General features: G+C 66.3%; 11 protein-coding genes. 10 read left to right on the top strand and 1 reads right to left on the bottom strand.

Features of this window, described 5'->3' with window-relative positions; genetic code table 11:
• Positions 1-1,057: 1,057 nt before the first annotated feature.
• Both MJ797_RS22635 and MJ797_RS22630 read left to right on the top strand, forming a co-directional pair.
• Positions 1,058-1,633, top strand: coding sequence for a sigma-70 family RNA polymerase sigma factor (locus MJ797_RS22635; RefSeq protein WP_239340980.1), 576 nt, complete (start codon positions 1,058-1,060; stop codon positions 1,631-1,633).
• Positions 1,630-2,337, top strand: a complete 708-nt coding sequence (locus tag MJ797_RS22630) for a zf-HC2 domain-containing protein (protein WP_239340978.1) — start codon at positions 1,630-1,632, stop codon at positions 2,335-2,337. The genes MJ797_RS22635 and MJ797_RS22630 overlap by 4 nt, the downstream gene beginning before the upstream one ends.
• A gap of 221 nt (positions 2,338-2,558) precedes the next feature.
• Here MJ797_RS22630 and eccCa read toward each other — a convergent pair whose 3' ends face one another.
• Entirely contained in the window at positions 2,559-6,554 is a 3,996-nt protein-coding gene (eccCa, locus tag MJ797_RS22625; RefSeq protein WP_374582803.1) for a type VII secretion protein EccCa, read from the bottom strand.
• Positions 6,555-6,819: 265 nt separating this feature from the next.
• Between eccCa and eccD the strand changes: the two genes are divergently transcribed.
• The 8 genes from eccD to MJ797_RS27215 all read left to right on the top strand — a co-directional run bounded on the left by eccD (position 6,820) and on the right by MJ797_RS27215 (position 14,156).
• Positions 6,820-8,220, top strand: a complete 1,401-nt coding sequence (gene eccD / locus MJ797_RS22620; protein WP_239340976.1) for a type VII secretion integral membrane protein EccD — start codon at positions 6,820-6,822, stop codon at positions 8,218-8,220.
• 30 nt (positions 8,221-8,250) lie between these two features.
• Positions 8,251-9,729, top strand: a complete 1,479-nt coding sequence (gene eccB / locus MJ797_RS22615) for a type VII secretion protein EccB (protein ID WP_239340974.1) — start codon at positions 8,251-8,253, stop codon at positions 9,727-9,729.
• 208 nt (positions 9,730-9,937) lie between these two features.
• Positions 9,938-10,288 carry a transposase gene (locus tag MJ797_RS22610; RefSeq protein WP_239340972.1) on the top strand — a complete coding sequence of 117 codons (351 nt, stop codon included), beginning with the start codon at positions 9,938-9,940 and terminating at the stop codon, positions 10,286-10,288.
• The gene (locus MJ797_RS22605; RefSeq protein WP_239340970.1) at positions 10,285-10,845 is read left to right on the top strand and encodes a hypothetical protein; all 561 of its coding nucleotides are present in this window, start codon (positions 10,285-10,287) and stop codon (positions 10,843-10,845) included. The genes MJ797_RS22610 and MJ797_RS22605 overlap by 4 nt, the downstream gene beginning before the upstream one ends.
• A 371-nt stretch (positions 10,846-11,216) precedes the next feature.
• The gene (locus tag MJ797_RS22600) at positions 11,217-11,600 is read left to right on the top strand and encodes a WXG100 family type VII secretion target (protein WP_239340968.1); all 384 of its coding nucleotides are present in this window, start codon (positions 11,217-11,219) and stop codon (positions 11,598-11,600) included.
• 71 nt (positions 11,601-11,671) lie between these two features.
• Positions 11,672-11,965 carry a WXG100 family type VII secretion target gene (locus MJ797_RS22595; protein ID WP_239340965.1) on the top strand — a complete coding sequence of 98 codons (294 nt, stop codon included), beginning with the start codon at positions 11,672-11,674 and terminating at the stop codon, positions 11,963-11,965.
• Positions 11,966-12,108: 143 nt separating this feature from the next.
• On the top strand, positions 12,109-12,480 hold the full coding sequence (locus tag MJ797_RS22590; protein WP_239340963.1) for a type VII secretion target: 372 nt from the start codon (positions 12,109-12,111) through the stop codon (positions 12,478-12,480).
• Positions 12,481-12,485: 5 nt separating this feature from the next.
• Positions 12,486-14,156: a WXG100 family type VII secretion target gene (locus MJ797_RS27215; RefSeq protein ID WP_305039800.1), complete on the top strand. Its 1,671-nt coding sequence runs from the start codon at positions 12,486-12,488 to the stop codon at positions 14,154-14,156.
• The last annotated feature ends 320 nt before the right edge of the window (positions 14,157-14,476 follow it).

Below are 14,476 nucleotides of genomic sequence, written 5' to 3'. Positions count from 1 at the left end.
GGAGGCATGTGAGGGTTGGTGTCGCGGGTCTGGGTGGGGTATTCCTGCCCGGACCGTGGCCAGGCAGGTTGTCTTGCTGGGTCACCATTCGTGTCGGCCGTCAGCTGTCAGGTGTGTCGGGGAGTGCCCGGCACCAGGGCTGTGGATGAAGGAGTCGGGTTGGGTACGGGTATCACGGAGAGCCACTGTGGTGGGCGGCGATCGGGGAGCCGGGCTGCCCAGGCATCGCGCGGCAATGGCTGGGCAGCGATGACACGAGGTCCGTACCCCGGCCCCGTGACACCGCCCCCCCTGTTGCCGGGCGCTCTTAGAGCGCGTTTGAGATCGTCATTCCGGCTCACTGATCGAAAGCCCGATCCCAAACACGCTCCTAGCCGGCTGCGTAAGGTGGGCAACGCGGTGGGTGAGCGCCCACCGGGGGCGTTGCCGCGTGATCAGATGATCATGATGCCATCTATCGGCCTGCTGTCCGGCCGGATGCTGTTCATGGTGCGATCATTTGCCCATATCGGGATGATTGGCGGCATTCAGGGCCGACGGATCAGCGCGTCACGGATAGTTTTCAGGACGTCGACACCGTGTTCGGCTGCGGCGTTGTGAGCACGAACGTGGGAGGCCAGAGTTGGTAGTCGATGGCAGGTTTGTCGAGCTGCGGTGCTGGACGAGAGAGCGGCGCTGGCGGCAGGGCGCGGACCCGTCTGTTCGGCCGGCCCCGCCCGCCCGCGCGCGGGAGCGGGAGCACAAGGCCGACCGTTACCCGGCTGGCTAGGGCGGCGGTCCGTTCCCGCCAGACGCGCAGAATTCCGCCGGCTCCGGACGAGAGTGTCCAGTTTCGAGGGATCATGCGGCGTTCGTCCGGAGAATCCGTTAGGGTTTGTCCGTATTAGTAAAAATAGAGCAGGGTTATCTATAATAACTGCATGGATCTAGGTGGCTGTGATGAGATCGAACGAGCGTGGTGCGAGTAGACGGCACTCCGGGCGACGGGCGGGCCCGAACCGACATCCGGGCTGTGCCGGTGGATCCGAACTGACCTGAACTGGTTGGCTGCCCAATCATGGTCCAGGTCGGAGACGATCCACGCGACGGACATCTAGCCCTGCCCCGACCAGCGGGACAACCGAGGGATCGGGCCGAGTTCGTTCGACAGCTCTACGCCGAGCACGGTGCCCCGTTGCTGTCCTACGTACTGCGGCTGACGGTCGGTGACCGGTATCGCGCGGAGGACATCGTCCAGGAGACGTTGCTGCGGGCTTGGCACAACGCGGAGGCATTGACCCCGGAGCGGGGTTCTGTACGTGGTTGGCTCATGCGGGTTGCACATAATGTCACAGTCGATGGTTACCGCGCGAAGCGGGCGCGGCCAACCGAAGTGAACCAGGACGACGCCGCGGAGACCGCCGTCTGGGACCGTTCTGAGGAGGTTTTGACCGCACTTGAAGTTAAACGGGCGCTGTCCCGTCTCACCCCCGAGCACCGTGCCGTCCTCGTAGAGGTGTACTTCAAGGACAGGACAGCTGTAGAAGCTGCTCGTGTCCTGGGTATTCCGGTCGGTACGGTCAAGTCGCGGATCCACTATGCGTTACGGACTCTTCGACTTGCGTTCGATGAGGAGCGGGAGCTGGCTGTATGACCACCGATGTGGAGTACCGCCGTGCGCTCGGCGCCTACCTGCTCGGGGCGCTTGAGCCCGAGGAGGAGGCGCGGCTTGAGGAGCATGTGCGCTCCTGCGAGTCGTGCCATGCCGAGTTGCTTGATCTGGGCGACACCGTCGCGGATCTGGCGGCCGGCGCCATGACCGAGGAGGATGCGGTCGTGGGCCCGCCGACGCCGGACACGATCCCGGCCGGTCCACCGCTGGCCGGTCTGCCGCCGAATGCTCTGCCACGACGGCTGTTGTTCGCGGTTGCTGCCGCGGCCGCAACCGGTGTGGCGACTGCGGGCGCGGTCGGCTTCGCTATGGGCCACTCCAACAGCGCCGCGCCGGTGCCGGTGGCCGCGCCCACACCGTCTGTCGGCGTCCGTACCGTGGAGGGCAGCGACACCAAGACAGCTGTCACCGGCCGGGCCGTACTCACCCCGGCTGTCTGGGGAACCGGAATTCAGCTTACTGTAGCCGGTACCCAACGTGCTGTTGCCGCTGGAGAGCGTTGCAGGCTCGTCGCGGTTTCCCACAAGGGAATCCAGGACATCGCCGGCACCTGGGTCGTACCACCCCACTCACCCACGCCCGCGGGCGAACGTATCAGTGGGGCTGTCGGTATTCCCATAGAACACATCGCCACACTTATGATCATTACGCCTGATGGTCAGGAGATCCTGGCGGTGCCCGTGTAGCCGGCCGTGCCGGTCGGGGACGGACCGGCGCCTGGTGGTGGCCTCGGCACGGTGCCGAGGCCACCACCAGGCGTCTTTTTCCGGATTGCCAGAGTCATGGCCGTTCGCTGGTGCCCTCGTCGCACAAGGCCGGGTTGTCCGGCGCGGCTGTGGGTCCGTTCCGTCACATGCGTGCCTCCTGTGCCTGCGCCGCCGGGGCTCACGGCGCAGGCACAGGACTATCAGGTGAGCAGTTCCTCGACCGCCGGGACAGGGACGAAGCCGCACTGGACGAGCTGGGCCTGCCGCCGGCTGACGAGCTGGGCGCGGCCCGGCGGAAGCGTCCGGGGCCGGACGTCGCCGAGGAACATTCCTTCGTCCCGGGGACACGACATCAACAGCGCTGGCGTGCCGAGATCCCACAACCGGCGCATGATCGGGTCGAGCATCGCCCGTGACGCGCCTGCCGCGGCCCGGGCGACGATGAGATGCAGGCCGATGTCGGCCCCCTGGGGAAGCAGGTCCAGCAATGGCTCCAGCGGGCTCGTCATTCCGCTTGACACCAGGTCGTAGTCGTCGACGACGACGAACAACCGAGGCCCCATCCACCAGTCGCGCCGTCGCAGCCGATCGGGAGTGATCTCTGGGCCTGGCAGCCGGGCACGCAGCGTCTCACTGGCCTCGCGGACGATCTGTCGCAGGGCGTCGCTTGAGACGGCGTAGCCGAGCTGGCGCTCCGGCGTCACCATGGAGAACAGGTCCCGCCGGTAGTCGGCCAACATGATCCGTGCCTCCACGGTCGAGTACCGTTTCTCGACGGCCTGCGCGACGAGGCGCAGGAGGTTCGTCTTCCCCGCGCCCGCGTCACCGATCACGATCAGATGGGCGGATTCGCCGAAGTCGTGGAACACCGGTTCGAGCCGATGTTCGTCGAGACCGATGGCCATCCGCAGGTCGCCGTCGGGCGGGGGCAGCCGCTCGGCGGCGAGGAGGCTGGGGAGCAGCCGTACCGCCGGGGCGCTCGGGCCGGGCCAGGCCTGGAGCACCGCGTCCACCACGGCCCGGGTTCCAACTGCAAGATCGTTAATGGTCGTCGAGGAGTCGAGACGCGGCAGCGCGGAAAGGAAATGCAGCGCTTCGGACGTCAGGCCCCGACCGGGCACCGCGGGCACGTTCGCGGCGGCTCGGCTGCCCACCTCGGAGTCAAGCGCGTCACCCAGGTGCAGTTCGAGCCGGCTGCCGATCAGGTCCCGCATGCCTGGCCGGATCTCCGACCAGCGTGCGGCGGAAATGATCAGATGCACGCCGTAGTTGAGGCCGCGGTTGGCGAGGTCCGACAGTACCGGCTCGAGCTGTTCGAACTCCTGGCGGAGGGTGAACCAGCCGTCGATCACGATGAAGACGTCCCCGTACGGGTCTTCCTGGTAGCCACCGTCACGGCGCAGCTGTCGATAGTCCGCCATGGACGCGAGGCCGTGGTCGGCGAAGAGCCGTTCGCGCGCGGTGAGCAGGCCGGACACCTCGGCCACGATGCGGGCGACCCGGTCGACGTCGAGCCGGGAGGCGACGCCGCCGACGTGTGGCAGGTCGGCGAGCCCGCCGAGCGTGCCGCCACCGAAGTCGAGGCAGTAGAACTGCACCTGCCGTGGGGTATGGGTCAGCGCCAGGCTGAGGATCAGGGTGCGCAGCAGGGTGCTCTTCCCGCTCTGCGGTGCCCCGACCACACCGACGTGGCCGGCGCCCCCGGCGAGGTCGACCATGAGCAGGTCGCGCAGGCCGTCGAACGGCCGGTCGACGATGCCGACCGGCACCGACAGTTCGGACCGATCCGGTCGGCTCAGCGGTACCAGGCCGTGTTCCGGATCCGGGGCCAGCGGCGGCAGAAGCTGGTCCAGGGTTGGCGGGTCAGACAGCGGCGGGAGCCAGATCTGGTGGGCTGGTGGTCCTTCACCGCGCAACCGATCCAGGATGATCTGTATGAGGGGCTTGCCGGGCGGGTCGGCGTCGGACACCTCCGGTTGCTGGTCGGCTTGATCCACCGAAGGCGGCAGCGCGGGCGCCATGTAGCTGGCCGCGAACGCGGCCACCTGCCGGCTGGCGGCCGCGCGACGGGCGCTGACGGTGGTGGCCCGGTGCGGTGCGGAGACATAGGCCGCCCGGAAACGGATCAGAGTCGACGTGTCGGTTTTGAGATACCCGTTGCCGGGCGCCGACGGCAGCGTGTATGCGTCGGGCAGGCCGAGGACGGCGCGCGACTCCATCGCGGAGAAGGTCCGCAGCGCGATGCGGTAGGACAGATGCGATTCCAGGACGTGCACCCGTCCCTCGTCGAGACGCTGCGAAGCGAGTAGCAGGTGCACCCCGAGGCTACGGCCGAGTCGTCCGATCATGACGAACAGCTCGGTGAAGTCACGTTTGCTTGCCAGTAGCTCGCTGAACTCGTCGACGATGATGATCAGGGTGGGCATCGGCTCGATGGGGGCACCCGCGATCCGGGCGCGCTCATACTCATGCAGTGAGCTGTGCCCGGCCCGACGCAGCGCCTCCTGCCGGCGGACCAGCTCGCCGTGCAGCGCGTCCTGCATACGGTCTACCAACGGCAGCTCGTCCGCGAGGTTGGTGATTATTGCTGATGTGTGCGGCAGCGCGTCCAGACCCAGGAAGGTCGCGCCGCCCTTGAAGTCGACCAGGACGACGTTGAGCACCTCGGGGGAGTGGGTCATCGCGAGTGCCAGTACGAGCGTGCGCAGCAACTCGCTCTTGCCCGACCCGGTCGCGCCGATCAGTATCCCGTGCGGTCCCATCCCGCCCTGCGCGGATTCCTTGAGGTCCAGCTCCACCGGGGAGCCGTCCTCGGCAACGCCGATCGGCACCCGGAGCCGGTCCCAGGGACTGCGCGAGGCCCAGGCCGTCGGCGGGTCGAACGTGTTCGGGTCACCGGTACCGAGCAGCGTTGTGAGATTGATATCCGTGCTCATTGCCTCGGTCGACTCCACCGAGATCTCCACCCGCTGTGCGGCCAGCAGCCGGGCGAGCGCGCGACAGCGCGTCACGTCCAGAGTGTCGGGCCGCCCCAGCCGGGTCGCGACGTCCTGGCTGGCGCTGTCGACCCCGATGGTGTCCACGCGGTCGGGCGCCGTCGCCAGGCGTAGGCCGAGCCGGTCGGCCCGCCAGCGCAGCGCCCCGTCGCCGTCCCCGTCTCCGCTGATGGCGATGGCGACGGCGTTGCGGAAGCCTGCTTCGGCGAGCCGGGCCGCGTGGGGAACCGGTACGCCGTCGAGGATCACGATGACGTAGGGCTCGTCCCGGCTGGGGGTGCTGTCGGGCTCGAACCGCGGCCGGCCGATGAAGTCGTCTCCCAGCAGCTGTTCCAGGTCAGCGTAGTCGTCAGCGAATATCCGTACCGGCCCCGTGGCGTCATGCTCGCGCGGGTGCTGTGCGTGCGGCAGCCATTTGATCCATTCCCACTCCTGCTGGCGATCGGACGCGGCGCACACGGCGATCACGAGTTCGCCCGGTGCGTGGAAGGTCGCAGCCTGAGCCAGCATCGCCCGGAGCATTCCCCGCGAGGTGGCGATGTCGCCTTTGATCATTATTCGGGCGAAGGCCCGCAGGTGCACGGCCATCGGCAGGCCCTGGACAGTGGCATGGGCACGGATGAAGCGCCGCAGCGCACGGGCGCACAACGGTTCGAGGTCCTCGATTGGTTTGGTCTGTGGCGGCCGGAAGCGCACCGCCAGCCGTTGCTCCCCGGTGGCCAGCCGGACCTCGGCGAAGTCCGGGTGGGTGAGCCGGCGTTCCCACAGCCGTCCACTCATCGCGACCGACCACAGCCTGGCCGGATCGGGGTGCAGCCACTGGGCGTTGCGCCGCTGGGCGTCCATCACCCGTCGCACCTGCCGGCGGACCTGGGACAGGTAGCGAAGGTAGTCGCGGCGTTCGCCGTGCAGTTTGCGCTTGCGGTTCCCACCTGGCATGAGCAGCTGGGCCAGCAGCATGCCGACCATGGACAGCGCCATCGCGCCGGACGCCAGGTACATGATGACTGCGGCACCCGGTTGTATGAAGATCAGAACGGTCGCGCCGGAGCCGAGCGCCATCGGCAGGTACATCAGGATGGCATACATACCGCCCGACTCCGTTTCGGGCAGTGCGGGCGGCTCCTGGAGGGGCAGCTCCCCAGCTGGTACCTCGGGCGCCGCGCGCCGCGGAGGCCTTCGAAAGATCACCGTACTCAACCCGGACTCCTCGTCGTTGCTGATTCGGCCGTCAGAGCGGGCCCGCGTTCCGGGCCTCGGGCCCAGCGCTCGGCGCTCGGGGACCGCTCGGCCATCCGGTGGCCTGGCCGCTTGGTGACCCGATGGTGTCGGGTCGGGTACTCACAACTCCCACGGCTGAACTCACCCCGGGGGGTTCAGGCGTGCATGGGTTGGGTTGTCCGTTCCGTCCAGGCGGTCCGGCGGGCTGATTATGCGCGGAAAAGGGAGAAATGGGGCGTTAATGATGTCAACGGCTATCTCGGACCTGTGCCGGCTCACGCTGGTGTCTCCGGACCGGATCGTCGAGCTGGCGGTGCCCGTGACGGTCCCGTTGGCGGACCTGTTGCCGGCGCTGTTGCGGCAGTGCGGCGACGAGCTGGCCGAACGCGGTCTCCCGGAGGGAGGATGGGTGTTGCAGCGGCTGGGGGCCGCGCCGTTGGCAGAGGATCAGACAGTGGCATCTCTCGGGCTGTCAGATGGCGAGACCCTCTACTTACGCCCATATGGTGGCCAGCTGCCGGTAGCTGACTTCGATGATCTTGTCGACGGTATCTCCACCGGCGTGCGATCCTTGCCGGATCGTTGGCGGCCCGCCTTCACCCGCTGGCTCTTCCTCGCGCTGGCGCTGGCCACGCTCGCCGTCGGCGTCGGCATGCTGGGCTCTCGCGGTACGGCGGATGTCGGCACCCGGGCTGTCACCGCGGGGGGCGTCACGGTCCTCCTGATCGTTGGGGCGTTGGTGGGGTCGCGGGCGGTCGGTGATGCGGCGATCGGCACCGTTCTGGGTGTCGGCGCTCTTGGCTTCGCCGCGATCGGCGGCCTGCTGGCTGGCCGGCTGTTGACAGATGCGCCGGGCACGTTTCTCAGTGGCCCCGGGCTGTCGATGTCGGGTGCCGCGGTCGCCGCGGCTGCCGGGCTGTGCCTGGTTGCGGTCGGCGGTTTGGGATCGGTGTTCGTCACAGCGATTGCCGTCGGTGTACTAACCATTTTCGGTGGAATGCTCACGGTGACCGCGTCCTTGTCCGGGCCGCAGGCTGCGGCCGTTATCGTCACGGTCGCGCTGGCGATGTCGGCGGTCGCGCCGATCACCGCATTCCGGTTCGCCGGTATGCGGATGCCAGCGCTCCCGACCGGGGCGGATGATCTGGACGACGATATCGATCCCCTGCCGGGGCAGCGGCTGCTGGATACCGCCGCAGTGGCGAACACCTGCCTGACCGCGCTGTACGCGGCGTTCGGCATTGTCGCCACTGGCTGTCTGGTGCTGCTGGAGACCGACTCAGAGTGGGCGTCGATCACGGTGGCCGCGATGGTGGTGGCGTTGCTCGCGCTGCGGAGCCGGGCATTGGTCGGAGCGGGGCAGCGGGCTGCATTGCTGATTCCCATGATTGTCGGAGCGGCGGGCCTGGTTGTCGGCACGGCCTTTGGAACGTCGCCAACGGTTCGCGCCATCGTCATCCCAGCCGGGCTGGTGGCAACCGCTGGGCTGCTCACCGCCGCCGCGGTGGTGCTACCGGGGCGGCGGATGCTGCCGCACTGGGGACGGGCCGCTGACCTGGTCGAGTCGTTGCTGGCTGCCGGCCTGATCCCGGTCGTGCTGGCGTTGCTCGGCGTGTACGGCGCGATGCGGGGGTTCGGCGGATGATGTTCGGCGGTATCGGGGAGGTGGCTGTTGATGCAGACCAAACGTGACCAACTTCAGGCACATCAGTTCGTGGTGGGACGTGTTGTCTCGGCGCTGGTACGCGCCGAGCCCGATGCGCCGACGACGCCGACCCGACGGTTCAGCGTTGGGATGGCGAGTGGTGTCATGATCGCCGTGTTGGCGGTGGTCGGCGCGCTCATCTGGGGACTCGTCGCACCCGGCGGCGCGAAGAGCTGGCGGGCGCCTGGCAGCCTTGTCGTCGAGCGGGAGACCGGCAACCGGTACATGTTCGTGGGAGGCGTGCTGCATCCTGTCATGAACTACGCGTCGGCGCTGCTGCTGCTGGGCGAGCAACCGCGGGTCGTGCGGGTGTCGCGGAAGTCACTGCACGGTGTGGCGCACGGTGTCCCGGTGGGTATCGCCGGTGCGCCGGACGCTTTGCCCGACCGCGGTCGTACACCGGAAGGCGTGTGGTCGGTCTGCGCGCCGACAGCCACCGACGATTCGGGCAACCGGGTGACCTCGCTCACCGTGGCGGTCGGGCTGGATGCGGCGGCTGGCGGTGCCACGATCGCTCCGGACCAGGCACTCCTCGTCCAGGACCCAGACGGCCGGTCGTACCTGGTATGGCAGGGTCACCGGTTGCGGCTTGCCAGCGCGGCGGTCCAGTTCGCTCTTGGCTACGCTGCGGCATCGGCGCTTCCGGTGACCCAGACCTGGGTGAATACGTTGCCCACCGGATCGGATCTGCGTTGGCCCGACATCCCCGGACGCGGGCAGCCGGGACCGGCTGTCGGCGGGCAGCCGACAGTGGTGGGACAGGTGCTTGCGGTGCGCAACCCCGGTAGCGGCAACCAGGAGTCCTACCTGGTCCGTCCGGACGGCCTGTCGACGTTGTCTCCGCTGGCCACGGCCCTTGTGCTCGGCGACCCGGCGAGCCGGGTGGCCTACCGCGGCGCCGGCGTCCGGCTGCTGCCAGTGGACTTCTCCGCGGTTGCCGGGGCGTCCCGGTCGTCCGCACCGAAACTGTCCGTGGACTGGCCGGCGTCGTCGCCGTCACTGATGACGGGTACGTCCGGGTCCCGTCCCGGCCAGTCGGTCCCATGCGTGCGACAGCGGTTCACCGACAGCGGCCCGGCGCAGCCGGAGGTGGTGCTCGCGCAGCCTTCGTCGCCGGCTGTCGCGACCGCCGCTGCCAGCGCGGGCGGCGGGGGAAGCGTTCGCGTCGCGGTTCCGCCGGGTGGCGGATTGCTCGTTCGTGATCTGCCAGTGCCCGGGGCAACCGATGGGACGCTCTATCTGATCACAGACCTGGGGCTACGGTATCCGCTGCCGTCCAAGGAAGTCGCGGCAAAACTCGGTTACAACTCGGCTACCTCGTTGCCTGTACCGTCGCTGCTGCTTGGCCTGCTGCCAACTGGACCGGCACTCGATCCGGCCGCAGTGGCTGTCGCTGGCGCGCCGGCACCGCCCGAGACGAGTAACATAGGAATGTTTAATCCTTACTAAGAGCGACCGGCAACAGGGGTGTAGATCAAGGAGTGGGGCACGGGCTGGTAGCGGGAGCATCGACGCTTCCTGAAACCAGCTCGAAAAGAGTGGACGCCGATGCTCCCGGATCTCACCGTACCGTCCTCCCTGGCGGTTCTTCTGGCCGATTTCCGGCCGTGTTTCACCGCGCCGACGGTCCAGGTGTTCCCGCGCCCTGCTCTGCGGGATGCTCACGGCCACGGCCACGGCCACGGCCACGGCCACGGCCACGGCCACGGCCACGGCCACGGGCCGGTGTGCGGTGTGCGGGGCGCTGGTCTGCGCCGGGCTGTCCCGAGTCTGGCCGCGCGACTGGGCGCACCGGTTCTTCGTCGCCACGGTCTGGTCTACCGACGAGGTCGGGGTGGCCCTGGCCCGCCTGGTGGTGCGCCTGCTGATCCCCGCCGGGGCACCTGTCACCATGGCCGTCGATGACACCCTGTTCCACCGCAGGGGAAGAAAGCGCGGACCGTGGGCTGGTTCCACGATGGCTCCACCCACGGCCCCCACCAGGCTGGTTTCGGGAACAACTGGGTGATCTGCGGGATCGTGGTCACCCCGCCCGTCCTCGATCGGCTGGTGTGTAAGGACACCACGTCGGCCTCCCGGCGCCCGCATGGTCGAGAAACTGGCCGCAGCCCTGCCCAGGCGGACGATCCACACGGTCGGCGATGCCGCCTGCGCCGGCGACGAGTTCAGGTTGCTGCCGGCGTCGGTGACCTGGACGGCCTGGCTGCGCAAGGAGGCGGCACTGTTCGCGCCGGCCGGCCCCGGCTCAAAGGTGACCGGCTCGGGTCGCTGGCCCAGCTCGCCGCCACCTCCTTCACCCCGGTCACCGTGATCTGCTATGGCCAGACCAGCACCGTCCAGGCGGTCGCCGTCCGCTGTCTGTGGTACGGCGTCTTTGCCCCCACCCCGTCACCGTCGTTCTCGTCCGCGAGCAGGCCGGCCGCGCCGGCACCTACGACCGCCGACATGATCGGTAAGTTATGGTGGGTCCTGATCGCCACCAAATATCAGGTCACTTGTCCTGAGCGGCCGACAGCGGCGGAAATCCACGCCATCCGCCTGGCCTGGGACACCGCCGCCGCATAACTGCGAAAGTCAGGTGAGGTGCACCTGGAGGGCTGTAAAACTAACGGTGTAACTCCCATGTCACATTTCCTGTGATCGTGTTTATTCCGTTTTGTTATTGGATCTTGTTCGGGAGTGCCCGAGCAACGGTGTAACACCCAGCGCCAGCGGGCCGTTTCCGCAGCTGGAGGCCCCGTTGTTGGTAGTTACCGGAAGATCTTCTGGCAGTCCCGCACCTGGGGTTGTAGCTAGAATTGGCGGCCTAATATGAACGCGGCGTAGCTCTGAATGAACGCCGCGGGAAGTCTGGATTCGTTCTGAACCAGCGGGTGGAGCCGTGCCGTGACTGGAGTTGACGGCCCAACCCGATACGGAACAGGTGGTGAGACCCAGTGGCGAACAACCAGATCGTTGATTTCGAAGCGATGGCAAGGGCGAAGGTGGCCTTCGAGACGGCATTCACGGAGTCGAACGACGCCTACCAGAAGATAAGTACGACGATTGGGGGTCTGCCGAACGTCTGGACCGGCCAGGCTGCTACTCCTTACAGCGGTGCCATGCATACCTGGCTGACGAATTTCGGCAAGGTAGTGACAGCGCTCGGACACATGAAGGACACGCTCGAAAGCGGTACGAAGGAGTACCAGGCCAACGAGGACGCGAACCAGCAGATGGTCACCAGGATCAGTACCGACCTGGCGGGCCTGCCGGGTGATCAATCTTTTCCGGGCACGCCGGTGACACCGGTGACCCCGGGTATTCCCCCTAAGTACTAGGGCCTGTCGACATCCCTGTGCCGGTCGGGGACCCGGTGTGGGTGGAACAGCGGAACAAAGGAGAACACGCGATGCGCTACTCGATTGATTTTGTTGGTGGCGGAACGATCGTTGATGACATGCGGAACATCACTGGCGCGATCGAACGGCTGGTGGCCGATCTCAACGGTTCCCTGAAGACCAGCCTGGACGTGGATAACTGGACCGCTGAGGCGCAGCAGGTCTGGCAGCAGTCCCAGACGGACTGGAACAACGGGGCGCAGAACATGCGGACCCAGCTTGATAGCGCCTGCACCGGTTTCGGTAACATTATGATGAATTATCAAACCACTGATAACCGCGTCCGGAATATGTGGGCGCAGTAGGCCAGCCGTCAGCGCCCGCTACCGGTCTAGGTCGGCGTTGATGCTGACCTAGACCTGACCGGGCGTATCTGGCCGGGCGACGCCGATGCCCGCGCGGCGGGGTACCGGTGTGTCATGGCTGCTCCGAGGAACCGGAAGGAACAATGGCAGACAAGAAGCACAAGATCGTGGTGACGCCAGAGGTCCTGCGTCAGCTGGCGAAGGACGTGAAGAATCTTACCCCGGCTCTCACACCGGCGAAGGACCAGCTGAACAAGGTGGCGGTCAAGGCTGGTAGGTTCCCGGACGGGACAGCCATGGAGACCACCGTCGCGGTTGGGGCTGATGCCCGAGCGAAGGCCTACGTCACCGCGTTGAATGGGTTGGACACGGCGTTGACCACACTGGCCGAGCGGCTGACCACGATCGCGGACAACTATGCCAACGTCGATGACATCAATAAGATCACTGCTACGGATATCAATGACATGGTGAGTGTGGTCACTCCGAAAATCGGCCCGGCTGTGGGTGGCTGACGGCGATGGGTGACTACGATCCGAACTCCGATGCTGATCCCGGTACCAACGCGAACTACGATACCTGGACCTGGAAGCAGATCAAGAACGCGATCGTCGGTGCTTACGGCACGAACGCGGCAAAGAACCCGGACCTGACGTACTCGGTGAGCAACCCACAGAGCCTGGTCGATGCCGGGGGGGCTTTCGAGACCACGAGGCTTGCGTTGCAGCCTATTCGGGACCTGTTGCAGAAGCAGACGGTGAGCCTGGTTGATGGGCAGGACGCGCCGTGGACCGGGGAGGGCGCGACGTCCTTCCAGACGATGATGCACAAGTTCATCGGTACGTTGGACGGGGATCTGGCGCCGTTGGGTGGGATACCGAAGTACAACGAGGTGCTGACGAACTCGGGCATGTCGCTCACCACCGCGATCAATAATATCAACCAGATCGACGCGGATATCGCGAACCAGATCATCAAGGAGTGGACGGATAAGTACAACGCGGCCGTTGCCAATGACAACACTACCCCGCCCGGGCCAGGGGAAGCCACACCGCCGCAGGACCCGATCCTGTACGAGAAACCGCCGTGGGAGGTTGTGAACGGCCATACCATCGTGACCGTCTCGAGGTTTCCGGAGAAGGTCAAGGAGATGGAACGGCGGATGCGGATTGAGATCAACAAGCTTGCTGGTGATTACAAAGCCCAGATTAATCAGCTGCCGAAGCCGGCTGCCGGGAACTATCCCACGAGTACCCCACCGCCAAAGGTCGACCCACCGCCAAAGGTCGACCCACCGCCAAAGGTCGACCCACCGCCGAAGAAGGACCCACCGCCCAAGCAGGACCCACCACCCAAGCAGGACCCACCACCGCTCAATAATCCGCCGAATGCTGACAACCCACAGTTCAACCCGGCGAACCCTACGCTGCCGGCTGGTAACAATCTTTTGGCACCACCGGCGGGTGGCATCCCGAATGCCGTGAATCCTCCGGGTCAGCCGGGTGCTAATCCACTCAACCCACTCAACCCGTCCAGTTCACCTGCTTTGCTCAATTCGCCTGGTTCACCTGGTTTGTTCAATCCACTTAATCCACTCGGCCCGCCCGGTTCACTTAATCCGGCCGGTTTGCCTGGTTCGCTCAATCCGCTGACGAATAAGATCGGTAATCCGACCCAGCTTCAGTTCGCTAATGATAATGGGTTGAAGAACCCCAGCCTAGACAAGATCACTCCGCCGCCGTTCGATACAGGGTTGACCAGCGTGAACGGGGTCGGTGGTGTCGGTGGGCGTGGTCTTGCGCCGGGGCTTTTTGCGCCTGGTTTGTTGTCTCCCGGTCTTGGGTCCGGGGGCATCGGTGGTGGGCGACTGTCTCCGCTGCGTCTTGATCCTAATATGCAGGCTATCAGTGGCGATGCCCCTGGCAGGGTCGGTGGCGGTATCGCGGGTGAAGCTGAGGGTGCTGCCGGTGGTGTTCGGCGTGGGGCGTTGGGCGCGACCGCTGCGGCGGAGGAGGCTGCCGTCGCTGGTCGGGGTGCTCCTTATGGGGGTATGCCGATGGCGCCGATGGGCGGTATGGGTGCCGCTGGGCAGGGTAACGAGCGGGAGCGAACTACCTGGCTACAGGAGGATGAGGAGGTGTGGGGCGCTGATCCGGATGTGCATACCGCGGTTTTGGGTCGTCCAGGCTGATGGGTTTTTGAGGAGCCGGGGATGAGTCTTTTGCCGAGGTGGCGTTTCGCGTGGCGACGGTTCGCTGTCCGGTATGTCATTTTTAGGCTTGTTATCGGTAATTGTTTTTGGATGTGTTTTTAGCGTTTTCTGCGTGTAGAAAGTGTTTGGTGTGGCTGCCGTCCGGGTGCGGGCCGGGCGGTGGCCGTGCCTATGTAGTGGTCGTGTATTCCGGAGGTGAGTGAGATGGATGGCCCTGGCCCGGTTCGGTCTCCGAAGGCGTTGGCGGATGCCGTGGCGTCGGTGGAGAACAGGCTTGCCGCGCATGCCGAGTTGAGGGA

The sequence above is a fragment of the Protofrankia sp. CiP3 genome (assembly GCF_917627345.1).
Lineage (GTDB): Bacteria > Actinomycetota > Actinomycetes > Frankiales > Frankiaceae > Protofrankia.
Note: the sequence above shows the minus strand (reverse complement) of the source record. Positions and strands in the feature narration are given on the sequence as shown.

Coding starts and splice junctions, on each gene's coding strand:
- MJ797_RS22635 (WP_239340980.1), top strand. CDS start 1,058: ATGGTCCAGGTCGGAGACGATCCACGCGACGGACATCTAGCCCTGCCC.
- MJ797_RS22630 (WP_239340978.1), top strand. CDS start 1,630: ATGACCACCGATGTGGAGTACCGCCGTGCGCTCGGCGCCTACCTGCTC.
- eccD (WP_239340976.1), top strand. CDS start 6,820: ATGTCAACGGCTATCTCGGACCTGTGCCGGCTCACGCTGGTGTCTCCG.
- eccB (WP_239340974.1), top strand. CDS start 8,251: ATGCAGACCAAACGTGACCAACTTCAGGCACATCAGTTCGTGGTGGGA.
- MJ797_RS22610 (WP_239340972.1), top strand. CDS start 9,938: ATGCTCACGGCCACGGCCACGGCCACGGCCACGGCCACGGCCACGGCC.
- MJ797_RS22595 (WP_239340965.1), top strand. CDS start 11,672: ATGCGCTACTCGATTGATTTTGTTGGTGGCGGAACGATCGTTGATGAC.
- MJ797_RS22590 (WP_239340963.1), top strand. CDS start 12,109: ATGGCAGACAAGAAGCACAAGATCGTGGTGACGCCAGAGGTCCTGCGT.
- MJ797_RS27215 (WP_305039800.1), top strand. CDS start 12,486: ATGGGTGACTACGATCCGAACTCCGATGCTGATCCCGGTACCAACGCG.